Origin of the sequence: Streptomyces sp. NPDC079167 (genome assembly GCF_040686735.1) — a bacterium.
Lineage (GTDB): Bacteria > Actinomycetota > Actinomycetes > Streptomycetales > Streptomycetaceae > Streptomyces.
In genome coordinates, this window is record NZ_JBFBLO010000004.1 from 227,258 (window position 1) to 252,690 (window position 25,433).

General features: G+C 71.4%; 24 protein-coding genes and 7 tRNA genes. 21 read left to right on the plus strand and 10 right to left on the minus strand.

Going from position 1 to position 25,433, the window contains the following annotated elements:
- Nucleotides 1–9: 9 nt before the first annotated feature.
- From AB0P41_RS10965 to AB0P41_RS10990, 6 genes are all read left to right on the plus strand, one after another.
- Complete coding sequence (locus tag AB0P41_RS10965; protein ID WP_356712729.1) at nucleotides 10–1,068, plus strand: hypothetical protein; 1,059 nt, start codon at nucleotides 10–12, stop codon at nucleotides 1,066–1,068.
- Between the two features lie 167 nt (nucleotides 1,069–1,235).
- Nucleotides 1,236–2,537, plus strand: coding sequence for an alpha/beta fold hydrolase (locus AB0P41_RS10970; RefSeq protein ID WP_356712406.1), 1,302 nt, complete (start codon nucleotides 1,236–1,238; stop codon nucleotides 2,535–2,537).
- Nucleotides 2,538–2,780: 243 nt separating this feature from the next.
- The gene (locus tag AB0P41_RS10975; RefSeq protein ID WP_356712408.1) at nucleotides 2,781–2,987 is read left to right on the plus strand and encodes a hypothetical protein; all 207 of its coding nucleotides are present in this window, start codon (nucleotides 2,781–2,783) and stop codon (nucleotides 2,985–2,987) included.
- Between the two features lie 243 nt (nucleotides 2,988–3,230).
- Nucleotides 3,231–4,193 (plus strand): aminoglycoside phosphotransferase family protein, encoded by a 963-nt coding sequence (locus AB0P41_RS10980; protein ID WP_356712410.1) that lies wholly within the window; start codon nucleotides 3,231–3,233, stop codon nucleotides 4,191–4,193.
- 63 nt (nucleotides 4,194–4,256) lie between these two features.
- A complete protein-coding gene (locus tag AB0P41_RS10985; RefSeq protein WP_104790358.1) occupies nucleotides 4,257–4,556 on the plus strand; it encodes a zf-TFIIB domain-containing protein in 300 nt (99 codons plus the stop codon).
- 128 nt (nucleotides 4,557–4,684) lie between these two features.
- Entirely contained in the window at nucleotides 4,685–6,037 is a 1,353-nt protein-coding gene (locus tag AB0P41_RS10990; RefSeq protein WP_365931396.1) for an OFA family MFS transporter, read from the plus strand.
- A gap of 152 nt (nucleotides 6,038–6,189) precedes the next feature.
- Here the strand turns inward: AB0P41_RS10990 and AB0P41_RS10995 are convergent.
- The 5 genes from AB0P41_RS10995 to AB0P41_RS11015 all read right to left on the minus strand — a co-directional run bounded on the left by AB0P41_RS10995 (nucleotide 6,190) and on the right by AB0P41_RS11015 (nucleotide 6,635).
- Nucleotides 6,190–6,264, minus strand: a tRNA-Val gene (locus tag AB0P41_RS10995).
- Between the two features lie 23 nt (nucleotides 6,265–6,287).
- Nucleotides 6,288–6,359, minus strand: a tRNA-Val gene (locus tag AB0P41_RS11000).
- Between the two features lie 19 nt (nucleotides 6,360–6,378).
- Nucleotides 6,379–6,450 (minus strand) — tRNA-Val (locus AB0P41_RS11005).
- Between the two features lies 1 nt (nucleotide 6,451).
- Nucleotides 6,452–6,525: transfer RNA gene (locus AB0P41_RS11010), tRNA-Cys, on the minus strand.
- Nucleotides 6,526–6,562: 37 nt separating this feature from the next.
- Nucleotides 6,563–6,635 (minus strand) — tRNA-Gly (locus tag AB0P41_RS11015).
- Nucleotides 6,636–6,779: 144 nt separating this feature from the next.
- Here AB0P41_RS11015 and AB0P41_RS11020 point away from each other — a divergent pair.
- From AB0P41_RS11020 to AB0P41_RS11030, 3 genes are all read left to right on the plus strand, one after another.
- Nucleotides 6,780–7,832, plus strand: a complete 1,053-nt coding sequence (locus AB0P41_RS11020) for a chorismate-binding protein (RefSeq protein WP_356712415.1) — start codon at nucleotides 6,780–6,782, stop codon at nucleotides 7,830–7,832.
- A complete protein-coding gene (locus tag AB0P41_RS11025; RefSeq protein ID WP_365931398.1) occupies nucleotides 7,829–8,650 on the plus strand; it encodes an aminodeoxychorismate lyase in 822 nt (273 codons plus the stop codon). The genes AB0P41_RS11020 and AB0P41_RS11025 overlap by 4 nt, the downstream gene beginning before the upstream one ends.
- Before the next feature lie 71 nt (nucleotides 8,651–8,721).
- Entirely contained in the window at nucleotides 8,722–9,558 is an 837-nt protein-coding gene (locus tag AB0P41_RS11030) for a GNAT family N-acetyltransferase (protein ID WP_365931400.1), read from the plus strand.
- Between the two features lie 24 nt (nucleotides 9,559–9,582).
- On the opposite strand, the gene AB0P41_RS11035 is transcribed toward AB0P41_RS11030, so the two are convergent.
- Nucleotides 9,583–10,098, minus strand: coding sequence for a DsbA family protein (locus tag AB0P41_RS11035; RefSeq protein WP_365931401.1), 516 nt, complete (start codon nucleotides 10,096–10,098; stop codon nucleotides 9,583–9,585).
- Between the two features lie 154 nt (nucleotides 10,099–10,252).
- Between AB0P41_RS11035 and AB0P41_RS11040 the strand changes: the two genes are divergently transcribed.
- From AB0P41_RS11040 to AB0P41_RS11050, 3 genes are all read left to right on the plus strand, one after another.
- Nucleotides 10,253–10,714 carry a hypothetical protein gene (locus tag AB0P41_RS11040; RefSeq protein WP_356712423.1) on the plus strand — a complete coding sequence of 154 codons (462 nt, stop codon included), beginning with the start codon at nucleotides 10,253–10,255 and terminating at the stop codon, nucleotides 10,712–10,714.
- 296 nt (nucleotides 10,715–11,010) lie between these two features.
- Nucleotides 11,011–12,030, plus strand: a complete 1,020-nt coding sequence (locus tag AB0P41_RS11045) for a LacI family DNA-binding transcriptional regulator (RefSeq protein ID WP_356712425.1) — start codon at nucleotides 11,011–11,013, stop codon at nucleotides 12,028–12,030.
- Nucleotides 12,031–12,218: 188 nt separating this feature from the next.
- Nucleotides 12,219–12,374, plus strand: a complete 156-nt coding sequence (locus tag AB0P41_RS11050; RefSeq protein WP_356712427.1) for a hypothetical protein — start codon at nucleotides 12,219–12,221, stop codon at nucleotides 12,372–12,374.
- Nucleotides 12,375–12,506: 132 nt separating this feature from the next.
- Here AB0P41_RS11050 and AB0P41_RS11055 read toward each other — a convergent pair whose 3' ends face one another.
- Both AB0P41_RS11055 and AB0P41_RS11060 read right to left on the minus strand, forming a co-directional pair.
- A complete protein-coding gene (locus AB0P41_RS11055; protein WP_356712429.1) occupies nucleotides 12,507–13,064 on the minus strand; it encodes a CGNR zinc finger domain-containing protein in 558 nt (185 codons plus the stop codon).
- Nucleotides 13,065–13,501: 437 nt separating this feature from the next.
- Complete coding sequence (locus AB0P41_RS11060; protein ID WP_003959770.1) at nucleotides 13,502–13,915, minus strand: SsgA family sporulation/cell division regulator; 414 nt, start codon at nucleotides 13,913–13,915, stop codon at nucleotides 13,502–13,504.
- A 190-nt stretch (nucleotides 13,916–14,105) separates the two neighbouring features.
- Between AB0P41_RS11060 and AB0P41_RS11065 the strand changes: the two genes are divergently transcribed.
- From AB0P41_RS11065 to AB0P41_RS11095, 7 genes are all read left to right on the plus strand, one after another.
- Nucleotides 14,106–14,561 carry a TIGR02611 family protein gene (locus AB0P41_RS11065; RefSeq protein ID WP_365931403.1) on the plus strand — a complete coding sequence of 152 codons (456 nt, stop codon included), beginning with the start codon at nucleotides 14,106–14,108 and terminating at the stop codon, nucleotides 14,559–14,561.
- A 54-nt stretch (nucleotides 14,562–14,615) separates the two neighbouring features.
- Nucleotides 14,616–14,687, plus strand: a tRNA-Val gene (locus AB0P41_RS11070).
- Between the two features lie 209 nt (nucleotides 14,688–14,896).
- The gene (locus tag AB0P41_RS11075; protein ID WP_356712432.1) at nucleotides 14,897–16,183 is read left to right on the plus strand and encodes an extracellular solute-binding protein; all 1,287 of its coding nucleotides are present in this window, start codon (nucleotides 14,897–14,899) and stop codon (nucleotides 16,181–16,183) included.
- Nucleotides 16,184–16,193: 10 nt separating this feature from the next.
- Nucleotides 16,194–17,186 carry a sugar ABC transporter permease gene (locus AB0P41_RS11080; protein ID WP_356712434.1) on the plus strand — a complete coding sequence of 331 codons (993 nt, stop codon included), beginning with the start codon at nucleotides 16,194–16,196 and terminating at the stop codon, nucleotides 17,184–17,186.
- Complete coding sequence (locus tag AB0P41_RS11085) at nucleotides 17,183–18,043, plus strand: carbohydrate ABC transporter permease (protein WP_365931404.1); 861 nt, start codon at nucleotides 17,183–17,185, stop codon at nucleotides 18,041–18,043. The genes AB0P41_RS11080 and AB0P41_RS11085 overlap by 4 nt, the downstream gene beginning before the upstream one ends.
- A gap of 46 nt (nucleotides 18,044–18,089) precedes the next feature.
- Nucleotides 18,090–18,638 (plus strand): hypothetical protein, encoded by a 549-nt coding sequence (locus tag AB0P41_RS11090; RefSeq protein ID WP_356712731.1) that lies wholly within the window; start codon nucleotides 18,090–18,092, stop codon nucleotides 18,636–18,638.
- A gap of 54 nt (nucleotides 18,639–18,692) precedes the next feature.
- Nucleotides 18,693–21,440 (plus strand): Tat pathway signal sequence domain protein, encoded by a 2,748-nt coding sequence (locus AB0P41_RS11095; protein WP_365931407.1) that lies wholly within the window; start codon nucleotides 18,693–18,695, stop codon nucleotides 21,438–21,440.
- Here the strand turns inward: AB0P41_RS11095 and AB0P41_RS11100 are convergent.
- Nucleotides 21,437–23,839, minus strand: a complete 2,403-nt coding sequence (locus AB0P41_RS11100) for a hypothetical protein (RefSeq protein ID WP_365931409.1) — start codon at nucleotides 23,837–23,839, stop codon at nucleotides 21,437–21,439. The genes AB0P41_RS11095 and AB0P41_RS11100 overlap by 4 nt on opposite strands.
- A gap of 102 nt (nucleotides 23,840–23,941) precedes the next feature.
- Between AB0P41_RS11100 and AB0P41_RS11105 the strand changes: the two genes are divergently transcribed.
- Nucleotides 23,942–24,388: an SRPBCC family protein gene (locus tag AB0P41_RS11105; RefSeq protein WP_356712441.1), complete on the plus strand. Its 447-nt coding sequence runs from the start codon at nucleotides 23,942–23,944 to the stop codon at nucleotides 24,386–24,388.
- Nucleotides 24,389–24,427: 39 nt separating this feature from the next.
- Nucleotides 24,428–24,499, plus strand: a tRNA-Val gene (locus tag AB0P41_RS11110).
- Between the two features lie 75 nt (nucleotides 24,500–24,574).
- On the opposite strand, the gene AB0P41_RS11115 is transcribed toward AB0P41_RS11110, so the two are convergent.
- On the minus strand, nucleotides 24,575–25,300 hold the full coding sequence (locus AB0P41_RS11115; RefSeq protein ID WP_365931411.1) for a 3'-5' exonuclease: 726 nt from the start codon (nucleotides 25,298–25,300) through the stop codon (nucleotides 24,575–24,577).
- Nucleotides 25,301–25,433 lie beyond the last annotated feature (133 nt).

The following is a 25,433-nucleotide window of genomic DNA, read 5'->3' on the forward strand; positions in this document are numbered from 1 at the left end:
ACCGTGGACATGTACAGCAGGCTCGAACCGCGTTCCGAGTACCTCAGCTTCGAACTGGCCCTGGCCGCACGCAAGCTCGTCGAGGAGGTCATGCTCGTCAAGCGCGGCGAGCACGTCGTCCTCACCGGGGACACCAGCAGCGACCGCCGGGTCGTCGAGGCGACCGCCCAGGCCGTCGCCGCCGCCGGCGCGCACCCCGTCATCGTCTGGTACGAGACGCTGCCCGGCGCCTCGATGGAGCCGCCCCGCCCCGTGGCCGGCGCCATCGCCGACGCCGACGTGTGGATCGAGTTCGCGGTCTCCTACCTGATGCACTCCGACGCCTTCCGCGCCGCCATGGCGAACGGCTGCCGGTACACCAACCTCACCGCCATGGACGTCCAGATGCTGGTCGCCACCGTCGGGCGCCCGGACTTCCAGGGAGTCATCCGCCTGGGCAAGGAACTCGTCGCGCTCCTCGAAGCCGCCGACGAGGTCCGTATCACCTCCGCCAACGGCACCGACCTCGTGGGCCGCAACGGCGACCGCCCGATCAACCTGCGCGGCAAGCCCGCGGAGAAGCCCGGCGAGACGGTCATGCTGTCAGGCCAGATCTCCTGGAACCCTCTGGAGGAGACGCAGGACGGTGTTCTCGTCTTCGACGGCGCCCTGTGGCCGCCGGACGAGATCGGCCTGCTGCGCTCCCCGGTCCGCTGCACCGTCGAGAAGGGCGTCGTGACCAGGATCGAGGGCGGCGCCGACGCAGACACCTTCCGCCGCTGGATGGAGTCCTTCGACGACCCGAACATGTTCCGCGTCGCCCACTGGTCCCTCGGCTTCAACCCGGGCGTACTCGCCCCGACGGGCCGGATCGTGGAGGACGAGCGCGTCTTCGGCTGCGTCGAGCTCGGCATCGGCACCAAGGGCGCCTGGATCGGCGGCGAGCCGTGGGTCGCCGCCGCGCACACCGACGGCAGCGTGCTCGGCCCGTCCATCTACCTCGACGGTGTCGCGATAGAGGAGAACGGGCGTTACGTGCACCCCCGGCTCGTGGAGATCTGCCGCGAGCTCGGCGTCGCCGGCTACTGAGCCAGTACGGCCGCGGGCGGCCCCCCCGACGCCTGCCCGCGGCCCCCGGCGGCCACCGGCCCGTGGGACACCTGCCCGCGACCGTCCGCGCACCGACGCGGCCCGCTCCGCCGGCGCACCGTCAACTCCCCCCGCCCCGACCTCCCTCACCGCGACAAGGAGCGACCATGTCCACGCCCCCGCCCGTCTCCTACCGCCACGGCGGTCTGGTCTGCACCGACCACACCCTCGACGTGCCGCTCGACCACCGGGACCCCGGCTCCCCGTCCATCAGCCTGTTCGCCCGCGAAGTGGTGGCCGAGGGCCGGGAGCACGAGAACCTGCCCCGGCTGCTCTGGCTCCAGGGCGGCCCGGGCGGCCGCGCGGAACGGCCGAACGCGGCGGGAGCCTGGCTCCGGCGTGCCCTCGCCGGCCACCGAGTCGTCCTGATGGACCAGCGCGGCACAGGACGCTCCGCCCCCGCCGACCGGCGCACCCTCGCCCGGTTCGGCACCGATCACCCGGCCGCCGCCCGCCACCTCGGCCTCTTCCGGGCCGACTCGATCGTCCGTGACGCCGAACTGCTGCGCCGGTACTTCCAGGACGAGCGGCCGTGGAGCGTACTCGGGCAGAGCTTCGGCGGCTTCGCGACCCTCACCTACCTCAGTCTCGCCCCCGAAGGTCTGGCCCAGGCATACATCACCGGCGGTCTGCCCACGCTGACCGGCCACGCCGACGACGTGTACCGGGCCGCCTACGCCCGCACCCTCGCGCACAACGAGCGCTACTTCGCGCGCTATCCGGGAGACCAGCGGCTCGCCGACGCCGTCGCCGCACACCTGGCGGCGCACGACGTACGCATGCCGACCGGTGAACGGCTCACCGTGCGCCGCTTCCAGACGCTCGGCATCACCTTCGGCACGGCGGCGAAGTTCGACTCGCTGCACTACCTTCTGGAGACCGCGTTCACGGACGGCGTGCGGGGGCCCGAGCTCACCGACACGTTCCTGCGGGGCGTCGACGCCGCGGTGTCCTTCGCCGAACGCCCGCTCTACGCGGCGCTGCACGAGCCGATATACGCCCAGGGGCACCGCCCCACGGACTGGTCCGCGCACCGGATCCGCCAGGAGTTCCCCTCCTTCGACGCCGGGTCCGGCGGCCCGGTCCGTTTCACCGGAGAGATGGTCTACCCCTGGCAGTTCGAGGAGGACCCCGCACTCGTCCCCCTGCGGGGCGCCGCGGAAGCCCTCGCCGCACGCACCGACTGGCCCGCGCTCTACGACCTCGGCCGGCTGGCGGCCAACGAGGTCCCCGTGGTGGCCGCCGTCTACCACGACGACATGTACGTCGACCGCGAACAGGCGCTCGCCACCGCCGACGCGGTGCGAGGGCTGCGCACCTGGGTCACCCCCGACCACGCGCACGACGGGGTCCGGGCCGACGCGGCCGTCTTCGACCGGCTGCTGTCGATGGCGAACGCCAAGCCCTGACCCGTGGCGGAAGGAACCTCGGGCCGAACCCTTAGGTGGCGGGTACCGCGACCCTCACTGTTTCTCCACCCAGGGGAGTACACCGGAGGTGGTCGGCTCATCCTCCGGGAGGCCCGGCATTCGGTACGCGGGCATGACGCCGTGGGCCCTCCCTCTCCCTAATGTTGAAGTCAAGCGGCGGGCGTGGAACTCGTCCCCCGAGGCCAGACGCCCGCCGCTCCGGAACAGGTCAGGAGAGGAACCATGGCGGACACGGCCGCGCGGACGATCACCCGCACGCAGGGCAGCAGGGCATACGCCTCGCTCGGCGTACGCACGTCCGGCACACGCCACCCGCTGGTGGCGACAGCCATGGTCCTTCCCCTGGCGGCCCTGCTGGTCGTCGTCTTCGGCGGCTGGGACGCAGTGGTCACACAGGCGTCGTCCGTGGGCGTGATGCTGGGGCGCTGAGCGGCGCCCCGGGTCCGGAAGAGCGGTCCGGACCGGGACATCCGGCCAACAGCCCCGTGGGGACGGGGGTGCGGCGGACGGCAGCGTTTGTCCGGCCAGCTGGGGAGCTGGCCGGACATCGCGCTGTCCGGACCCGTTCCGCCGCCGCGGCGGCCCGTCGCCCGCCACGGCGCCGCCGGCCGCGTACGATCGCCGCCGGGACCGGCCGCGAGCCGGCCGATCACCTGCGCGGGAGCCGATCCGATGACCACCACCCCTGTCGTACGCGCGCTGGGCGAACTCGCGCACGAGGGCGCCCACGCCGCGACCACGGCATGCGTGTGCGCGCCGCCCCAGGTGCTCGCGGACCGGCCCGACGCCACGGTGGTCCGCAGCGGCCCGCACGTCGCCAAGGCGCACGCCCCGGACTCGGACCCCGCCGCCCTGGCGGCCCGCCTGTCCCTGGCCGCGTCACCCCGGCTGGCGGGGATCCTGCTCCCGCCCCTGCCGGCCCCGGACGGGCGACCGGACAGCGCCGACGGCCGCACCGTGAGCCTCTGGCCGTACGGTACGCCCGTCGACCCCTCGGACCCCGACGCCGCCCCCTGGGAGGAAGCCGCGGCCCTCCTGGCCCGGCTGCACCGCACCCCGCCGCCGCACCCGCTCCCGCCGATGCGCGGACCGGTCAAGGCCGCCCGGGCCGTGGCGCGGATGCGAGCCGCCCGCCCCGGCGACCCGGCTGCCGATCCCGTGCTGGCCGCCTGGCGGGGGCTGCCCGGCTGGGCCCGCGCCGAGCAGCCGACGCCGGAACACCGGGACGGCTTCCTCTGCCACGGCGACCTCCACCTCGGACAGCTCGTGCGGCACCCCGCGCGGCGCGGCCCCTGGCTGCTGATCGACATGGACGACACGGGCCTGGGCGACCCCGCCTGGGACCTGGCGCGGCCCGCGGCCTGGTACGCCGCAGGGCTGCTGTCGCCCGAGATCTGGCTGCGCTTCCTCGACACCTACCGGGCCTCCGGCGGCCCCGCCGTACGGGCCGAGGGGGACCCATGGCCCGAGCTGGACGTCGCGGCGCGGGCGCTCACCGTGCAGACGGCCGCCCTCGCCCTCGCCAAGTCCGCGACGGAGGGCCGCAGTCCGGATGAGGTGGAACAGCTGATGATCGATGCATGTGTCCGAATTGCGTCCCTGCCACCCGAGTTGGCGTCCGCATACGCGTCGTAGGGTGAAGCCAGCGCCGCCGGGCAGGTATCCGGTGACGCCGCCACGACCTGAGGAGTCCACCCGATGATCCAGTGCCCCAAGTGTCATGCGCCGATGAACACGTACAACCGCAACGGTGTGCAGATCGAGCAGTGCAGCGGCTGCCGCGGGATATTCCTCGACTACGGCGAGCTGGAGTCCCTGACCCGCCTGGAGTCGCAGTGGGCACAGCAGGCCCCGCCCGCCCCGCAGCAGGGCTACCCCGCCGCTCAGCAGCCGTACCCCGCCGCGCCGGCCCCCGCCTGGGGAGCGCCGCACCAGGGCGGTCATCACGGCGGCCACCACCGTCAGAAGAGCTTCGGCCGGATGCTGTTCAGCTCCTGACCGCGACTTCTGAGCGGGTAGTGCCGCAGGGCGGGCCCGGGCCGTTGCCCGGGCCCGCATTGCATACGGTCGACGACTTCCTCTCATGATCTAGTCATGGCCATGGCTGATGCCTAGAGTGCGGATCCATGAACTTCCTCGACAGGTCCCGGACTGTCGCGCCCCCGGGGTGGAGCCGCTGGCTCGTACCGCCCGCCGCGCTCGCCGTGCACCTCTCCATCGGACAGGCCTACGCCTGGAGCGTGTTCAAGCCCCCGCTCGAGTCCGCCCTCGACCTCTCGGGCACCGCCAGTGCTCTCCCGTTCCAGCTGGGCATCGTCATGCTCGGCCTCTCGGCCGCGTTCGGCGGCACCCTCGTCGAACGCAACGGTCCACGCTGGGCGATGTTCGTCTCCCTCGTCTGCTTCTCCTCCGGCTTCCTCGTCGCCGCGCTGGGCGCCTCGACAGGCCAGTACTGGCTCGTCGTCCTCGGCTACGGATTCATCGGCGGCATAGGCCTCGGCATCGGCTACATCTCGCCGGTCTCCACCCTCATCAAGTGGTTCCCCGACCGCCCCGGCATGGCCACCGGCATCGCCATCATGGGATTCGGCGGCGGCGCCCTCATCGCCTCACCCTGGTCCACCGGGATGCTGGAGAGCTTCGGGACGGACCGTTCCGGCATCGCCACGGCCTTCCTCGTCCACGGTGTCGTATACGCCGCCTTCATGGCACTCGGCGTCTTCCTCGTACGGGTGCCGCCGGACGGCTGGCTCCCCGACGGCTGGGAACCGAAGCAGGAGACCCGCAGGCTCGTCACCAACGCCCAGGTCTCCGCCCGCAACGCCCTGCGCACACCGCAGTTCTGGTGTCTGTGGGTGGTCCTCTGCATGAACGTCACCGCGGGCATCGGCATCCTCGAGAAGGCCGTGCCCATGATCCAGGACTTCTTCACGAACACCGCCGGCCCGGTCTCGGTCTCCGCGGCGGCGGGCTTCGTCGCCCTGCTCTCGCTGGCCAACATGGGCGGACGCCTCCTGTGGTCCTCCACCTCGGACCTGATCGGCCGTAAGAACATGTACCGGATCTACCTCGGCGTCGGCGCGCTCATGTACGTGGTCATCGCCCAGCTGGGCGACGACTCCAAGCCGCTCTTCATCTGCTGCGCGCTGGTGATCCTCTCCTTCTACGGCGGCGGGTTCTCGACCGCGCCGGCCTATCTGAAGGACCTCTTCGGCACCTACCAGGTGGGAGCCATCCACGGCCGCCTGCTGACCGCCTGGTCCACGGCCGGTGTCCTCGGCCCGCTGATCGTCAACCGGATCGCGGACGCGGGGGAGCGGGCAGGACACAGCGGGCCCAGCCTCTACACGACCTCCCTGACGATCATGATCGGGCTGCTGATCGTCGGCTTCGTCGCCAACGAATGCATCCGCCCGGTCCACGCCCGTTTCCACGAGGTACCGGAAGGGAGCCCCCGTGTCCACCAGCAGCAGTCGTAAGCCCCTCATGACGTTCGTCTGGCTCTGGGTCGCCGTGCCGTTCGCCTACGGACTGTACGAGCTCGTCCGCAAGGCCACCCAGCTCTTCACCGGCTGAACCTCCACCGCCCACGACGAAGCCCCCGGTCGTCGAGACGACCGGGGGCTTCGGCTGGTGCGCGATACTGGGATTGAACCAGTGACCTCTTCCGTGTCAGGGAAGCGCTCTCCCGCTGAGCTAATCGCGCAGGGTGACCCTGCGTGTACTGCGTGCGCGATACTGGGATTGAACCAGTGACCTCTTCCGTGTCAGGGAAGCGCTCTCCCGCTGAGCTAATCGCGCGGGGGTCCTTGCGGACCGGTGGACGATACTGGGATTGAACCAGTGACCCCTTCCGTGTCAGGGAAGTGCTCTCCCGCTGAGCTAATCGTCCTTGGAGGTGGAGACGGGATTTGAACCCGTGTAGACGGCTTTGCAGGCCGTTGCCTCGCCTCTCGGCCACTCCACCAGGGATGGGGGCTCGGGAAGATCCCCCATCTACTGCGAGCGGACGACCAGGTTCGAACTGGCGACCTCAACCTTGGCAAGGTTGCGCTCTACCAACTGAGCTACGTCCGCTTGTCTTTCCCGGACCGCTTGCGCGTCCCGGCGACGTGTTGAACTCTAGCGGATTCCCGGGCCAGCACAAAAACGCGTTTGCGCAGCGTGCTGCGCCACCGTCGCCCGCCGCAGGTCACCGCGTGCCGCCTTAGACTCGGTCACGTGCGCGACCTCACCCCCCTTGCCCGTTTCGGTGGCCTCGTCGCCACCGGCCTGCTGGACGTCACCAGCGACCCAGCCGCTCTTGAATCGTCCGGTTTCTGGGCGGTCTGTGTCGACTTCGAAGGCCGCCCGGTCTGTGCCCGCTTCGCCACCGTGCGCTCCGAGGAGGTCCCGCTCCCCGTGCCCGGCGCCTGGCGAGGGCCCTCCCCGCAGGAGTGGACGTCCTCACTCGACGAGCAGGCCTACATGGCCGGCGTACGACGGATCCGTGAACACATCGCGGCCGGCGAGGTCTACCAGGCCAACCTCTGCAGAGTCCTGTCCGCGCCGCTGCCCGGACCCCGGACCGACGTGGACGCGCTCACGGCGCTGCTCGCCCGCGGCAACCCGGCACCCTACGCGGGAACGATCCGCCTCCCGGAGCACGGCGTGGAGATCGCCACCGCCTCTCCCGAGCTCTTCCTCGCACGCGACGGCCGGACCGTCGAGTCCGGTCCGATCAAGGGCACCGGGCGCACCGAGGGCGATCTGCTGGAGAAGGACCACGCGGAGAACGTCATGATCGTGGATCTGGTCCGCAACGACCTGGGCATGGTCTGTGAACCCGGCAGCGTGACCGTCCCGGACCTCTGCGCCGTGGAGAAGCACCCCGGGCTCGTCCACCTCGTCTCCACCGTGCGCGGACGGCTCGCCGACGGCGTCGGCTGGCCGCGGCTGCTCACCGCCGCGTTCCCGCCCGGATCCGTCACCGGCGCGCCCAAGTCCAGCGCGCTGGGGATCATCGACGCCCTGGAGACGGCCCCCCGCGGCCCCTATTGCGGAGCCCTCGGCTGGGTGGACGCCGATCGGGGCACCGCGGAACTGGCCGTCGGCATAAGGACCTTCTGGATCGACCGCACCGGGCCCGCGCCCCTTCTCCGGTTCGGCACCGGAGCCGGCATCACCTGGGGATCGGACCCGGCGCGCGAATGGGCCGAGACCGAGCTCAAGGCCTCACGCCTGCTCGCTGTAGCGTCGGGCGCGTACGAGGAGACAGGAAGGACCGTTTCATGAGGATCTGGGTCAACGGCGGACTGCGTGACGCCGATGACGCGCGGCTGTCCGTGCTCGACCACGGGCTGACCGTGGGGGACGGCGTCTTCGAGACCGTCAAGGTCGCCGGGGGCCGCCCCTTCGCCCTCACCCGGCACCTCGACCGGCTGACGCGCTCGGCCAGGGGCCTGGGCCTGACGGGCCCCGACCACGACGAGGTCCGCCACGCGGTGGCGACGGTCGTCGAGGCCAATCCCATGGAGCTCGGCCGGCTCCGGATCACCTGCACCGGTGGTCTGTCACCGCTCGGCTCGGAGCGCGGGAACGCCCGGCCCAGCCTGGTCGTCGCGCTGGGCGAGGCGGCACGCCGTCCGGACAGCACCGCCGTCGTGACCGTCCCCTGGCCGCGCAACGAACGCGGCGCGGTGACGGGCCTCAAGACCACCTCGTACGCCGAGAACGTCGTCGCTCTCGCACGCGCCCACGAGCAGGGTGTCTCGGAGGCGCTGTTCCCGAACACGGTCGGGCAGCTCTGCGAAGGCACCGGCTCCAACGTCTTCGTCGTCCTGGACGGCCGGATCCACACGCCTCCCGTCACGTCCGGGTGCCTCGCGGGGATCACCCGCGCACTGGCGGTGGAGTGGACGGGCGCGCAGGAGACCGACCTCCCGCTGGACGTGCTCGAACAGGCCGACGAGATCTTCCTGACCTCCACGCTCCGCGACATCCAGGCCGTCCACCGGGTCGACGCGCGGGAGCTGCCCGGCGCCCCGGGGCCCGTGACGGCGAAGGCCGCGCGGCTCTTCGACGAGCGCGCGGCGGACAATCTCGACCCGTGATCCGGGGCGGACACCGGAACCGGAACCGTAAAAGGGGTGACGGCCCGCCGCCCAGCGGATAGAACGACCTGATGACCACGACCATCCGGCCGGCCGAGCCGGTCCAGCAAGGCGCCGACGGCGTACGGGCACGGACGTACGACGTGTGCGACAACGGGCGGCCCGTGGGCGCCGTCGCCATCTCCACCGACCCGGCCTTCGGCGCCTCGGCGGGCATACTCCGGTCGCTCCGCATCGACGAGGCGCACCGGAGGCGCGGCCGGGGGACCATCGCCGCGCTCGCCGCCGAGGAGGTGCTCCGCGGCTGGGGCTGTACGCAGGTCCGCCTGGTGGCCCCCGAGGGCAACCATGCCGCCCGGGCCCTGGCGACGGTACTCGGCTACACCGAGCGCAGCCGCAACATGCTGAAGCCGCTCAGCCGGCCCGCCCCCGCACTGCCCGCAGGGGTCACCGGACGTCCCATGACCGAGCGGGAGTACGCCGCGTGGGCGGCCACCAGCGCCGACACGTACACGCGGGAGTGGGTGGAGCGCGGTGTCCCGGAGGAGCAGGCGCGGCGCAAGACCGAGACCGACCACGCCACCAGTCTGCCGGACGGCCTGGCCACCCGCGGCATGTACTTCCGCGTCCTCGTCCACGACGATGCCGTCGTCGGCCACGTCTGGGTGGCACGGCGTGAGGTGCCGGACGGTGACGACCTCGGCTACGTCTTCGACGTGGAGGTGCGCGAGGAGCACCGGGGGCGCGGATACGGCCGGGCGCTGATGCACCTCGCGGAGGACATCACGCTCGACGCCGGCCTCGGCCTCCTCGGCCTGCACGTCTTCGCGGACAACACACCCGCCCTGCGGCTGTACGAGTCGCTCGGTTACGAGGTGACGCAGTACAACCTGGCCAAGGCGCTGTGACCGGCCGTCGACGTGGCCGGGCTGTCAGTCCTGCCCGGCGAGCAGGCGGTCGGCGATCTCCTCGATGCGCGCGAGCAGCCCGTCCTGGCTCTTCCCGCCGTCCAGCCGCTCGTCACCGATCACGTACGTCGGGGTCCCGGTGACGCCGATCGCCTTGCCCTCCGCCTGGTCCGCGTCCACGATCAGCAGATGCCGGCCGTCGATCAGGGCGGTGTCGAACTCCTCGGCGTCCAGACCCAGTTCGCCCGCCACCTCGAGCAGCAGGGGCTCGCCCACGCGCGCGAGGTCGGCGGTGCGGGCCAGCACCGCCTCGATGTACGGCCATCCCCTGCCCTGGACGATGGCCTCCTCGGCGGCCTGCGCCGCGGCGTACGCGTGCTTGTGCTTCTCCAGCGGGAAGTGGCGCAGCCGTACCTCCAGCCGGTCGCCGTAGCGGGCGCGCAGCGCGTGGACGTCGGAGAGGGCCCGGTGGCAGTCGGGGCACTCGAGCTCGCACCAGAGGTCGAGGACGACCGGTGCGGCGGAGGGGGAATCGCTCATGAAACCAGTCTTTCAGGCCGGACCCGCGCTTCCCAATCGGGACCTGGGGAGGAGCCCGGCCCTGAAATGTCCCTGATGTGGGCCCGCGCCGTGGCCCCCGCGGCAGTGGCCGGTGCAGGATGGAAGGGACGTATCCCGATCGCTGGAGGCACCGATGCTTGCCGAGACCATCTGTTCCGCGGTGTCGGCGGCGGGATTGGGCATCGCCGCGATCACCGCGTACCGGAAGCGATTCCTCACGGCGACCCGGATCGCCGCCTACTCGCTCGTGCCCGTCGGGCTGGTGATGACCGGTGTGGTCGACTGGGTGGCCGGCATCGCCTTCAAGCCGAGCGTCTGGATCGGCTTCGGGCTGCTGGCCGTGGCCTGGCTGCTCTTCGTGACCACGCGCGCGGTGGAGCGCCGGAGCGGCTCGACCCGCAAGGAGCGCAAGGCCGCCCGGGCGGCGGAGCGGGGCGCGGCGGTGGCGCCGGGTGCCTCGTCACCCTCGCTGACCCCGGGGGCAGGGACAGCGGCCCCGCAGGCGCGGGAGAAGCCGAAGAAGCGGGAAGAGGCCGCCGCCCCCGGTGACGACTTCAGTGACATCGAGGCCATCCTGAAGAAGCACGGGATCTGACAGGTCCGCTCAGGACGTCCGGTCGACGCGGGGCATGCACGCGTCATGAATCGATTCATGACGGACGTCGGTCGGCGGGATGACGGCACCCGTACCGGTTCTGGGTATTCTCGGGTTGCGCCGCTCCGATCTTGACGGTATCCCGTGGATGCGGTTAGCGTCCCGAGCGGATTGAAACAATTCAATCGATGGGCGCGGGCCGGCGGCGACGCGACGGACCACGCTGGACGTCCGTCCGGCGACCAGGGACCGGCGCCGACGCGCGGCGGCCGGACGGCATCAGTGGGGCAGGGCAAGTGGGGCGTGTGGCAGGGATCAAGGACGTGGCCCGGCAGGCCGGAGTCTCGGTGGGCACGGTCTCCAATGTGATCAACCGCCCCGAGGCGGTGCTTCCCGACACCCGGGCCCGTGTGCTCGCGGCGATCGAGGAACTCGGATACGTACGCAGCGAGTCGGCCAGGCAGCTCAGGGCGGGCCGCAGCCGCATCATGGCCCTGCTCGTGCTGGACATGGGCAACCCCTTCTTCGTCGACGTCGCGCGCGGCGCCGAGCGGGCGGCCCGGGAGGCCGGTCTCGGTGTGATGGTCTGCAACAGCGGGCAGAGTCCGGAGGAGGAGGCCGAATATCTCGGCCTCTTCGCCGAGCAGCGGGTCTGCGGTGTGCTCGTCACCCCGGCCGACGCCTCCGGCGGCAACCTGGAGGCCTTCGCCCGCCACCGGATCCCCTATGTGCTGGTCGACCGCGTGGCGGCCACCACCGACAGCTGCGCCGTCTCCGTGGACGACGTGCGCGGCGGCACGCTCGCCGTCGGTCATCTCGTCTCCGCCGGCCACCGGTCCGTCGCCTATGTGAGCGGACCCGGTGATCTCCATCAGATCCGGGACCGCCGGGAAGGCGCCCTCGCGGCGCTCGCCGAGGCGGGACTCGGCCCGGAGGCGCTCGTGGAGATCCCCTCCGACCGTCTGGACGTGGCGGCGGGCCGCGACGCGGGGGCCAGGCTGCTCGGCCTCGTACCCAGACCGACCGCGGTGTTCTGTGCCAACGACCTGCTGGCCCTCGGTGTCCTGCAGTCGCTGTACGCCGCCGGAGTGCGGGTGCCGCAGGACGTCGCCATCGTCGGCTACGACGACATCGAGTTCGCCGCGGCCGCCGCCGTGCCCCTCACCTCGGTCCGGCAGCCCGCCGTGGTGATGGGCAGGATGGCGGCCGAGCTCCTCCTGGAGGAGGCGGACGACGAGAACGGCGGCCACCGGCACCGCAGTGTGGTCCTCCAGCCGGAACTGGTCGTACGCGCCTCCAGCGCCGCTCCTCGCTGACACGGGCAGGGGCCCGCGGGCGTATGCCGGGACCGGCGGGTGCCCGGCGTCGGGGCGCGCGGGGCGAACGCATGCGGGGCCTTCGGACGCGGGAGCGATTCCCGTTCATCCTGGAGTGTGTGAACTCGCCCTGCGAAAAGCTTTGTTGATCGCCAACAGGGTCCGCTCTGCGTCATGATCACTACGAGATGGTGGACACATCCCGGGGCGACGTCCCCGCACCCCCCGCCGAAGAGCCGCGTGGCTGCCTCTTCGCGCTTTCCCAGCCGCCGCTGATGATCTTCCTGACGGTCGTCGGCGGCCTGCTGCTGATGGCCGCCCTGCACGATCTCTTCCTGCTGTGAGCGGCCGTCCCGCCCCTTCTGCCGCGAGCGGCTGCCACGCTTCCTCGGCCGCAGGCCGCCGCGCCCGGACGCCCACCGTCCCGCAGGGCCGGCCCCCGCCCGGGGGTGGCCGCACGGGCTGTCCGGGGAGGATCAACGGGCGGCTTCCCGGCGCCGCGCCCGGTACGCGGCGACATGGAGCCGGTTGCCGCAGGTGCGGCTGGAGCAGTAGCGGCGGGAGCGGTTGCGCGACAGGTCGACGAAGGCGTCCCGGCAGTCGGGGGCCTCGCAGCGCCGCAGCCGGTCCTGCTCGCCGGCCACGACGATGAAGGCCAGGGCCATGCCGCAGTCGGCCGCGAGGTGGTCCGCGACGGAGGCGTCCGGAGCGAAGTAGTGGACGTGCCAGTCGTAGCCGTCGTGATCGGTGAGCTGTGGGGTGGTGCCGGCCCCGGCGACCAGGCTGTTGACGAGGTCGGCGGCCGTGCGGGCGTCGGGTGCGGCGAATATCTCGGCGAACCGGTCCCGGACGTCCCGCACGGCGCGCAGGTCCTTGTCGCCGAGGGTGCCCACGCCGCTGATGTGGTGGCGCTCCGCGAAGGCGTAGAGGGCGGTGAGCTCGGCGAGCCCGTCGCCCGATCCGCTCTCCGGCGCGGTGTTCACCAGATCGACCACCGTGTCGAGGGCGATCCGGGTGTCGTGTGGGATCAGCACGCTTCGCTCCCTGGCCTCCGGCGGACGGGGCGTCCGCCGATGCGGGCAGACTCTACTGGCTCGGCGAAGGCACTCAGGGGCCGGTACGGGCCCGGCGGGGGAGTGCGGCCCCTTTTCCCGTCCGGGCCGCGTCGCGGAGCGCACGTGCCCCTCTGGCGGCTCCGGAGGCCGTTCCTGCGGCACGGGTGAGGCGCGTGGTGCGGATGGTGGGGGGTGTGGCGAGGCCTGGGCACCCTAGATGTACACCCACTCGCCCCGGCCGCGTTCGCCCCGCCTCCCGCCTCCCGCCTCCCGCCTCCCGCCTCCCGCCTCCCGCGCACAGCGGCGCCGCCGCCGCGGTGGGTTCCGCGGCGACGGCGCCGGTGCCTGCCCTATGAGGTTGTCCGCGCGACGCCGTCTCCCCGAGTCGGACGGCGTCCCGCAGCTCTCGGCCTGGCTCAGCTCTCGGCCAGGATGTGTGAGAGCTCCGTATCGAGGTCGAAGTGACGATGCTCGGTGCCGGGCGGGACCGCGGCGTCGGTCCTCTTCAGGAACGACTCCAGGGCCCGTGCCGGGGCCTCCAGCAGGGCTTCTCCCTCCGGGGAGCTCAGTGCGATGCAGACGACGCCTTGGCCGTGACTACGTGATGGCCAGACGCGGACGTCTCCGGTGCCGGTGGGCCGGTGCAGCCCCTCGGCAAGGAGGTCACGGGCGAAAACCCATTCGACCGTCTCCTCCGCTCCGGTGTGGAAGGTGGCGTGCACGGCATAGGGATCGGCCGTGTCATACCGCAGGCCCGCGGGTACAGGCAGTGAGGACTCGCTCGACACAACGAGGCGCAGGTGCAGCTCGCAGCTGACCGTGGTGTTCATAAGCGCCAGGGCCTTTCGCTCAGTGTGCGCTCGGGGATTCGCACGTCGGCGAAATCGACATGCCACCTACGGTGCCGTTGTAAACCCCTCTGACCTATTTGTGCTGCTTCAGGTCGCTCGTACGGCGGTGTGTAACTTTGGGTCATGCGTCCATTCCGGTGACGATCGAGGTTCCGGTAGGTTGGGCTTCATGAACGCGGAGAGTGACGAGCGGAGAGAGGTCGCCGCGACGGTGGCCGACGATTCCGCTGCGGGGGACGAACGGACGGCGGAGCGCGAGCTGGGATCGCGGGCGCCCGGGTTCATCCGGAAATCGAGGCTGCTCCACCTGAGCTGGCAGGTCGGGATCTTCGTGGTCGGCCTCGCGGTGGTCGGCGCGGGCATCGCGATGCTGGTGCTGCCGGGCCCGGGGTGGCTGGTGATCTTCGGTGGCATGGCGATCTGGGCCACCGAATTCGTCTGGGCGCAGATCGTCCTGCGCTGGACCCGGCGCAAGGTCACGGAGGCCGCGCAGCGCGCCCTCGACCCCAAGGTCCGGCGGCGCAACATCTTCCTCACCACGGTGGGGCTCGTGATCATCGCCGTGCTGGTCGGGATCTACGTCTGGAAGTTCGGCATAGTGATGCCGTGGAAGATCGACCAGTGACCCGGTGGTGGTCCCGAGGCACCGCTGACATGGGGTAATGTTTGCGGTGCGCCGGGGCGATTAGCTCAGTGGGAGAGCGCTTCGTTCACACCGAAGAGGTCACTGGTTCGAACCCAGTATCGCCCACCCCGGACCGATGGCCCGGAAGCTTCTGAGAAGCTTCCGGGCCATCGGCGTCTCCTGGCGTTCCCGTCTCCGCCGGCCCTGCCGCTCGTTCGGCCCGTCGTCCGGTCGCCGAAATTTCGTCCTAACCGTTGACGCGCCCCCTGCCGCTCCCTACTTTGACCCAGCAAGCGCTTTCTAAAACGATTCAATGCGAACGGTGGGGGCGAGCTATGTCTCGGAACAACGGCATGGACCGGCGGCAGCTGCTGAAGCTGGCCGGCCTCTCTGCGGCCGGTCTCGGCCTGACCGCGGCCGGCTGCGGCTCGGGCAGCGGCGGTTCCGGTGGTCCGGTCACCATCCGGCACTCGTGGTGGGGCGCGGACGACCGGGCCAAGAAGGTCCAGCAGTGCGTCAGCCTCTTCGAGAAGAAGCACCCGAAGATCAAGGTGAAGACGGACTTCCAGCAGTACGCGGACTTCTGGAAGAAGTTCAACACCCAGGCGGCCGGCGGCAACCCCCCGGACGTCATCCAGAACGCCGTGACCTTCCTGCGCAAGTACGAGGCGAAGAACGTCCTCCTCGACCTCGGCCCCCAGGCCGAGAAGGGCAACCTCGACCTCGGCGGCTTCCGCTCCGGCCTGGAGAAGTTCGCCGAGATCGACGGCAAGCTGCTCGGCGTGCCGGTCGGCAGCAACTCGATGGCCCTGGTCATCGACGAGAAGGTGTACGAGAAGGCCGGCATCACGCCCGAGATCGGCTGGACGTGGGACGACTGGCTGGCCGGTCTGGAGAAGATCAAGCGCGGCCAGAAGATCGCCGGTGACGCCGGACCGCACGGCGTGATGTACCTCTACGACCTGATCCTCCGCCAGAACGGCAAGGCGTTCTTCACCGAGGACGGCATGGGCTTCGGCGAGGACGAACTCCTGCCGTACTGGACCGAGGCCCTCGGGCGGGTCAAGTCGGGTCTCTACGCCGACCCCAACAAGGTCGAGCAGCTCAAGCCCGCGTCGGCCACCGCCAAGGGTCTGTCCGCCGGTGAGTTCACCTGGGACAACTTCTCGGTCCGCTACAGCGCGGAGGGCAAGAGCAGCTACGGCCTCGCGCCCATCCCGAGCACCGACGGCAAGAAGACCGGACAGTACCTGGGCTCGCTGATGCTGAGCGGCACGGCGCGGACCAAGCACCCCGCCGAGGTGGCCACGTTCATCAGCTTCATGACCCACGACCCCGAGGTCGCCCGGATCATGGGATACGACCGCGGAGTGCCCGCCACCACCGCACAGTTCGAGGCCTACCAGCCCGCGGACGCCCCCAGCAAGGCCATCGGCGCGTACGAGACGGCGATCGCCGACGCGGGGGTCCTGGAGCCGATCACCCCGCACCCGGCAGGCGCCGACGTCATCGAGGCGGCGTTCCTGCGCATCGGCGCCGACCTGTCCCTGGGCAAGACCTCGCCGGAGGACTCCGTGAAGCAGTTCTTCTCCGAGGCGAAGACCGCCCTCGGCTCGAACTGAGAGGACCGAGGTGACTCACATCCACACCTCCCCGGGCGTGCTCGCGGCCGGGGACGACCGCTCCGTAACCAAGCGGAACGGTCCCGGAGGAAACGCGCCGCCCCCCGCGCGGAAGCGGCGGGACCGCGGCGAGAACCTGACCGGCTATCTGTTCATGTCGCCCTGGATCGCGGGCTTCCTGTTCCTGATCGCCGGGCCGATGGTGTTCTCGCTGTACCTGTCGTTCACCGAGTACAACCTGTTCGAAGCCCCGCGCTGGATCGGCCTCCAGAACTTCACCGACATGTTCGCCGACCCCCGCTGGCGCCAGTCGGTGAAGGTCACCTCCTGGTACGTGCTGATCGGCACCCCGGTCAAGCTGGCCGCGGCACTCGCCGTCGCCATGCTGCTCGCGCAGAAGCGGTGGGGCCAGTCCTTCTACCGCGCGGCCTTCTACGCCCCGTCCCTCATCGGGGCGAGCGTCTCGGCGGCCATCGTCTGGCGCGCGCTGTTCTCGGACGACGCGATCGTCGACCGTACGCAGAAGGTGTTCGGCTTCGAGGTCGGCGGCTGGATCGGCGACCCCGCGATGATCATCTACGCGCTGATCGCCCTCACCGTCTGGCAGTTCGGCGCGCCGATGGTCATCTTCCTGGCCGGCCTCAAGCAGGTCCCACGCGAACTGTACGAAGCGGCCGAGGTGGACGGAGCCGGCCCCTGGCGCAGGTTCTTCCACATCACGCTGCCGATGATCTCGCCGGTCCTGTTCTTCAACGTCCTGCTGGAGACCATCCACTCGTTCCAGATCTTCGGCTCGGCCTACATCGTCAGCAACGGCAGCTGCGGACCGGCCGACGCGACGCTCGTCTACACCTGTTACCTGTACGAACAAGGCTTCGTGAACAGCCGCATGGGCTTCGCCTCGGCCATGGGATGGCTGCTGCTGCTCGCGGTCGGGCTGGTCACCGCCGTGCTGTTCTGGTCCCAGAAGCGCTGGGTGCACTACGAGGAGGGCGGCCGATGAGTCTCCTGACAACAGCCGTACGCCGCCGGGGCCCCGGCGCACTCGCCTGGCACCTCGGTGCGCTCGTCATCCTCGCCGTGGTCCTCTACCCGGTGGTCTGGACGATCGGCGCCTCGTTCAAGCCCAGCGCCGACATCATCGGCGGCCTGGACCTGTTCCCGGCGGACCCGATCGGTGACAACTACGCCCGGCTCACCGAGGGCATCGCCGACATCCCGATCTCGACGTTCTTCCTGAACTCGGCCTACATAGCCGTCGGTTCCGTGATCGGAGTCGTGCTGTCCTGCTCGCTGACCGCCTACGCCTTCGCCAAGGTGCGGTTCGCCGGCCGCAACATCATGTTCGCCGTCATGATCGGCACGCTCCTGCTGCCGTACCACGTGCTGATCATTCCGCAGTACGTCCTGTTCCAGAAGCTGGAGCTGATCAACACCTTCACCCCGCTGCTGATCGGCAAGTACCTGGCCACCGACGCCTTCTTCGTCTTCCTGATGGTGCAGTTCATGCGTGGCCTGCCCAAGGAGCTCGACGAGGCGGCGCGGCTGGACGGCTGCGGTCACCTGAGGACCTACTGGTCCATCGTCATGCCGCTCTGCCGGCCGGCGCTCGTCACCAGTGCGATCTTCACGTTCATCAACGCCTGGAACGACTTCATGGGCCCGCTGCTGTACCTCAACGAGCCGGACAACTACACCGTCTCCCTGGGGCTGAAGATGTTCATCGACCAGGACGCGGTAGCGGACTACGGCGGCATGGTCGCCATGTCACTCGTGGCGCTGCTCCCCGTGCTGGCCTTCTTCGTGGCCTTCCAGCGGTATCTGATCGACGGCATGGCCACCTCGGGCCTGAAGGGCTGACACCGTGGCGACGAAGACCCGCACCCCGGCCGGGCGCTCGCGCGTCATGAACCGCTTCGCCCTGTTCTCCGAATGTCTGCTCGTCGGCGTGTGGATAGCCGTCGCCGCCCTGCCACTGTTCACGTTCCCCGCGGCGTTCGCCGCGGGGACCCGGCACCTGCGCCGCTACCTCGACGGCGTCCACGGCGGACTGCGCGCGTTCGCGGACGACGCCAGGGCCGCCGCCCGCGGCGGATGGCTCGTCGGCGTGGCCGTATGGGCCGCCGGGGGCCTGCTCTGGCTCGACCTGGCGGCTGTCCGCGCCGGGCTGCCCGGCGGGCCCTTCGTGGGCGCGGTCGGCATCCTCGCCCTGATCGGCTTCCTGGTCGCCGTCGTACGCGCCGCCTCCTGCTGGGAGCCCGGCGCCCTCTGGCGCACCCTCCTGGCCGAGGCCGGCCGGGACACCGTCCGGGACCCGGCCGGCTCGCTGCTGCTCGTCTGCGGGATGGCCGTCGTCGTGCTGTCCGGCGCCCTGGTGCTGCCGCTGGCCGTCCCCGTCGTCGGGGCCGTCGCCGCCGCGGCCACAGCGGTGCGGGCGCGGCGGACCGCCCGCTGACGCTTTTCCGTACCTTCCCTTTTTTCTCGAATCCGCACGGAGAGAGGCACACCCATGTCCAGGATGCCCCGCAGAACGCTCCTGAAGGCCGCGGCAGCGGCCGGCGCGGCCGCACAGTTCAGCTGGTCCCTCGGCGCCGCTCCCGCGTCGGCGGCGGCCCCCGGGGCGGAGCACACCGGTGAACCCGTCACCCTGACCTGGCTGGAGGCCGGCGGTCTCGGCGCGGCGCCCGGCTCCACGCTCGGCGTGCCCTGGCCCAAGGGGCAGTACCGCAAGGACCAGACCTTCGCGCTGACCACCGAGGACGGCAAGGACGTCCCCGTGCAGTCGTGGACGACCGCCACCTGGCCCGACGGTTCCGCGAAATGGACCGCGCACGCCGTGGGCCCCGCAGCCGCCGGCGCCAAGAAGTTCGTCCTCGGCCCGGGCACGCCCGCGGCCCCCGCCCACAAGGTCGCCGTCAAGAGCACCGGGTCCACCATCACCGTCTCCACCGGCGTCATCACCGCGAGGATCGGGAAGTCCGGCTCCTCGCTCATCACCTCCCTCACCCGGGGCTCCACCGAGATCGCCAAGGACGGACGGCTCGTCCTGATCCGGCAGGGCGAGATCGAGGACGGCGACCAGGGACGCGAGGCGTACGAACGGTTCGAGAGCGCCGTCACCACCACCGAGGTCGAACAGAGCGGCCCGGTACGCGCCGTCGTCCGGATCGAAGGGAAGCACCGCAGAGGAAAGCGCTCCTGGCTGCCCTTCTCGGTGCGGCTCTACTTCTACGCCGGCGCCGAATCGTTCCGCATGGTGCACACCATCACCTTCGACGGCACCCAGGAACCCGGGAAGGCGAGCGGCGACTTCATCCGCGGCCTCGGCGTCCGCTTCACCGTCCCGATGCGGGACGAGGCCTACGACCGGCACATCCGCATCGGCGGCGAAGGCACCGGCATGCTCCGGGAAGCCGTGAAGGGCATCACCGGTCTGCGCCGCGACCCCGGCGCGGCCGTCCAGGCAGCCCAGTTCGAGGGCACGAAGCTCCCCGACCCCGCCACCTGGGACCAGCGCGTCACCAGCCGCCTCCACCTCATCCCGGCCTGGGGCGACTACACCCTCAGCCAGCTGTCCGCCGACGGGTTCTCCCTGCGCAAGCGCACCAAGAAGGGCCACGGCTGGATCGCGGCGGGCGGCGGCCGGAGGGCCTCCGGCTTCGGATACGTCGGCGGGGCGAGCGGTGGACTCGCCTTCGGCCTGCGCGACTTCTGGGAGAAGTTCCCCGCCCAGCTCGACATCCGCGACGCCCACACCGACGCGGCCGAAGTCACCCTGTGGCTCTGGTCGCCCGAGGCCGAGCCGATGGACCTGCGCTTCTACCACGACGGCCTCGGCCAGGACACGTACGCCGAACAGCTCGAAGGCCTCAACATCACCTACGAGGACTACGAACCCGGCTTCGGTACCCCGTACGGCATCGCACGCACCAGCGAACTGCTCTTCTGGGCCCATGATTCCACCCCCGGCGCCTCCGCCCTGGCCCAGCAGACCGAAGCCGTCCGCACCCTCCCGCAGCTGGTCGCGCCGCCGTCCCAGCTGATCGGCGCGAAGGTCTTCGGCGGACTGTTCTCCCCGGTCGACCGCTCGACCCCGGCCAGGGCGAAGATCGAGGACCACCTGGACTTCCTCTTCACGTACTACAAGGACCAGGTCGACATGCGGCGCTGGTACGGGTTCTGGGACTACGGCGACGTCATGCACTCCTACGACCCCGCCCGCCACCAGTGGCGCTACGACGTCGGCGGCTACGCCTGGGACAACTCCGAGCTCTCACCCGACCTGTGGCTCTGGTACGCCTACCTGCGTTCCGGCCGCGCCGACATCTTCCGCTTCGCCGAGGCCATGACCCGCCACACCGGCGAGGTCGACGTCTACCACCTCGGCGAGTGGGCCGGCCTCGGGACCCGGCACGGCATCCAGCACTACGCCGACAGCGCCAAGCAGCAGCGCATCGCCAACACCACCTACCGGCGCTTCTACTACTTCCTCACCGCCGACGAACGCGTCGGCGACCTGATGCGCGCCAACGTCGACTCCGACGAGACCTTCCTCGCCCTCGACCCGCTCCGCAAGATCCGTACCGAGCCCTACACACCGGACCGGCACGCCCTGTCCATCGGCTTCGGCACCGACTGGAGCGGGCTGGTCTCCGCCTGGCTCACCGAATGGGAGCGCGGCGGGCCGCAGGCCGCGAAGGCCGAGGCCCGCATCCTCGGCACCATGGAGACCATCGCCGCCCAGCCCAACGGCTTCGTCCAGGGCAGCGGCCTCTACGACCTCGACACCGGCAGGTTCGCCGTCGGCACCGAACCGGTCGTCAGCGTCTCGCACCTCTCGGCGGTCTTCGGCCTGAACGAGCTGTGCGCCGAGCTCATCGACCTCGTGGGGGACGACGTGCCGGAGTTCGAGGAGGCGTACCTCGACTACTGCCGGTACTTCAACGCGACGAAGGCCGAGCAGAAGGCGCGCTACGGCTCCGACTTCGGCAGCCTCATCCTCTTCCAGGGCCACTCACGGCTGGACGCCTACGCCGCGGTCCGCACGGGCGACGAGAAGCTCGCCGCCCGTGCCTGGGAGAAGTTCTACAACAGCGACGGATACAAGGAATCGGCCCCCTGGAAGACCGAGGAGGTGACCGGCCCCGTCACCACGGTCCCCGGGGCCGAGGCCAACTGGGTCTACACCAACGACACCGCGCTCTACGGACTCGCCGCCATCGAGAACCTCGCCCTGGTCGGGGACAAGATGCCCTAACGCATCCGGCCCAGGCTCTCCCGCACCCGGCGCGCGTCGCGCAGCCGCTGCTCGTAGGTCGCACCGACCGCGAGCAGCAGCAGCCCGGCGAGCGCCGGGGGCGCCCAGCGCGGAAGCGCGTCGAGCACCTGCACCACATGCGGGGCCAGCTCGTGCAGACCGACCAGGGCCAGCACCGAACCGCCCAGCACCAGCGGGGCCTGGAGCCGGAGACGGGCGCCCGACAGCGTGACCACCAGAGCCGCAGCCCCCAGCAGCAGGGGCCGCTGCCAGCCGGCGTCGGTCCACGCCACCACGAGGCTCGGCACCATCGTCGCCGAGAGGGCCGGGCCGTACGCCACCCAGGACGACACGGCCGGGTCCGTGCGGGCCCGGAGATGTCCCACGGCGAACGCGGCCACCGACACGGGCAGCGTGTACGCCTCCGGCGCCGTCACCCCCGACGCCCCCAGCCGCACCCACATCGCCGCCACGGACAACGCCGCCGCCAGATGACCCGCGGCCGGCCGGCGCTCGGCCCTCACCGCGCTCCCCGCCGACAGCACCCCGCACAACGCCAGCACCAGTGCGAGGAACGGCGCGTCCGTCACCGCGAGCCCCATGGCCACCAGCGCACCGAACGCCCCTGCGGCCTCCAGCGACCACGCCACCGCCGCCACCCGCAGCCGGGCCCCGAGCAGCACCGTCACCGCAGGGACGACCAGCACCACCGGAGCCGACTGCGGCGCGCTCCATCCCAGCGACGCCCCCGCCGCCGTAGCCACCACGACCCCGCACAGCACCGACCCGACGGCCAGCACCGACCGCACCACCACCGCCTCCGACCGGGCGGCCGCGCCCGCGAACAGCACCAGCAGGCCCCCGAAGACCGCGTACGTGGCCGGCTCGGCGGCCAGAGCCAGCAGCCCCACGCCCACCGCGCCCACGAGCGCGCACGCCAGAGCGGCCGGCCGGACGCCACCGGACCCCTGCCGCACGGCGAGCGCCAGCAGCCCGCCCACCATCAGCAGCTCCACGCCCACCGCCACCGCGTACGGCACATCCGCCACCGCGAGCAGGGCCGGCACCGTCCCCCAGCCCAGAACGACCGCACCGGCCGCCGCCGCGGCGCGCCACCCCTTCTCCGGGAGCGAGCGCGGCCACCGGACATGGAGCGCGGCCGACGCACCCGCCACCACCACGAGCACCACAGGGACCGCGGCGGATACCGACGGCCCCGACTGCCCCAGCGCACCCCGGAACCCCTCCGGCGCCCCGGACCACACATCCGCCAGGACGGACACCGGCCCCAGCACCACGGCGGCCACCACGGGCAGCGCCCACACCAGCGCACCCGCGGTGACCGCGGCCGACGCCCCCAGCACACCCCGGCCCACCGGCTGCGGAACCCGGAGCCACAACACCGGCGACAACGCGATACCGCAGAGCAGATACACCACGACCGACCAGTCCCACGGCAGCTCCGTACGCAGCACACCGCCCACTGCGGCCACCGAGGCCAGGCCCGCCACCACGCCCGCGGCGACGGCCCACTCCTTCGGCGCGCGCCACGCCCCCGCCAGGGCCACCCCCGCGCCCGCCAGCAGCAGCGCCCCCGCGCCCGCGAGCGGCCCGCCGGCCGACACGGACAACCCGAGACCGGTCAGCAGCGCGACCGGCCCGGTGACCCCCGCCCCGACCGCCGCCGTGACCCGCACCGCCGGCCTCCGGGCCCACGTCACCACCGCGACATCCGCCGCCGCCGTCACCAGGAGCGCCCAGCCGAAGCCGGTCGCGGTCGCCCCCGCCGCCCAGGCGGTGAGCACCAGCGGCAACTGCCCCGCCACCACGGCCGCGGGCAACGGCACCCGCAGCCGGCCGAGCAGCAGCCCGTACAGGGTCCACACCGCCGCCAGCACCGCCGACGCGACCGCCGAGAACACGAGCCCGTCGGCCCCCGGAGCCGCGACCGCGTGCAGGGCGACCGCGTCCAGCACCGTCAGCACCAGGGCCAGAGCGGCCACCGCCTCACCGGTCGAGGGCAGCTTGCGCGCCAGCAGCAGAGCCGGCGCCACCAGCGCGCCCGCAGTCACCGCCGCCAGCACCGCCGAACGGCCCGCGATGCCCATCTCGCCCCAGCTGAACAGGGTGAAGGCGATCGCCGCGACCGTCAGCAGCAGCCCACCGAGGACCAGCAGCACGTTCTGTGTGCCGTGCGCGGGCGCCGAGGGTGCGTACGGAACGGCAGGGGTCTGCGCCCTGGCGGCAGGCGCCGGGAACGGCGTCGGGGCGGCCGGCGCGCGCAGGGCGGCCACCAGCCAGGCACGGCGGTCCAGCAACTGCAGCCGACGGGCGTCGAGCCGGGCCAGTTCGTGATCGAGGAGCGCCAATTCCTCGGCGGGCGGCGGCACATGTCTCATGTACGGGAGTGTGGCGGCCGCCACACCCTCGTGCATGCGTTCCCCTACTCAGTTCCGCCGCTGAGTAGCGCCGCGCACAGGCCCTTCGCGCAGACTGGACCCATGGACTGGAATCACTACCGCTTCACGAGCGTCTGGGAACTGCCGGCGCCGCCCGACGCCGTCTACGCCGCCCTGGAGCGCGTCGAGGACTACCCCCGGTGGTGGCCCCAGGTCCGGGGGATCAGCCGCATCGACGACTCCACCGCCAGGGCCCGCTTCCGCTCGTCCCTCCCGTACGACCTCGTCCTGACGCTGCGGCAGCGCCGCAACGACCCCGCCGCACGGACCCTCGAAGCGGCGATGAGCGGCGACCTCGAAGGCTGGGCACGCTGGACCGTCGCCCCGCACAAGGGCGGCAGCCGCATCGTGTACGAGCAGGAGGCCGAGGTACGCAGGGCGCTGCTGCGCCGGCTCGCCGTCCCCTGCCGCCCCTTCTTCCGCGCCAACCACACCCTGATGATGCGCGCCGGACACCGCGGCCTGGGGGCTTGGCTGCAAGCGGTTTGAACGGAGACCGCCGAGCCCTGTATGGTTCAACCCGTTCCCGGGCGATTAGCTCAGTGGGAGAGCGCTTCGTTCACACCGAAGAGGTCACTGGTTCGAACCCAGTATCGCCCACCCGGGAAAAGCCGGTCCGTCAGCATCATCGACGGACCGGCTTTCGCGTACCCGGCGCCCGGCCCGGAACCCGCCTCAGGCCGCCGCGGGCAGCTCCGGACGCAGCGGCCAGGCGGGATCCACGGCCTCCGGCGCGCCGTTCTTCTCGAACCACGCCTGCAGCCCGCGGGCCTGAGCCGCGTGCCACACCGCCTGCAGTGTGTGCACCTCGGCCGGTGACAGCCGCTCCAGCCGGGCGGAGAACCGCCGCCCCACCGCCCGCACCAGTTCGAGCGAAGCCGCCGCGTCGGCAGCCGCGTCGTGCGCGCCGTCCAGCGGGACCCCGTACAGCTCGCACAGGTCCGTCAGGGTGCGTCGGCCCTTGCGGTAGCGGTCCAGGTGCTTGTCCAGCACCCGCGGGTCCAGCACGCAGAGCGGCTTGTTCCGCAGGTAGCCGGCCAGCGACGACGCCCGGTGGCGCCTCAGCTCCCGGTCCAGCAGCGTCAGGTCGAACGGTGCGTTCATCACGACCAGAGGCCGTCCCGTCGCGCACTGCTCCGCCAGCGCCCGGGCTATCTCCTCGACGACCGGCGCGGGCCAACGGCCGTTGCGCTGGAGATGGTCGTCGGTCAGACCGTGGATCTCGGTGGCGCCGGGCGGCACCGGAATCCCCGGATTGACCAGCCAGCGGGTGACGCGGAGCCGGCCGCCCGCCATGTCCTGGACGACGAGGGCGGCCGACACGATCCGGTCCTCCTCGACATCGACGCCTGTTGTCTCGGTGTCAAAAGCCGCCAGCGGCCCCTCGAACCAATGCATCATCCCCGAACTCCTCGCGCCTGCACGGCAGATGGCGGGATTCCTCTGCCCGGTTCGGTGATACCCGCGCCCTATGCCTGATACGCCGTTTACGGCCCGCCTCCTGCGGTGACAACACAAGGGACGGGCACGGAAG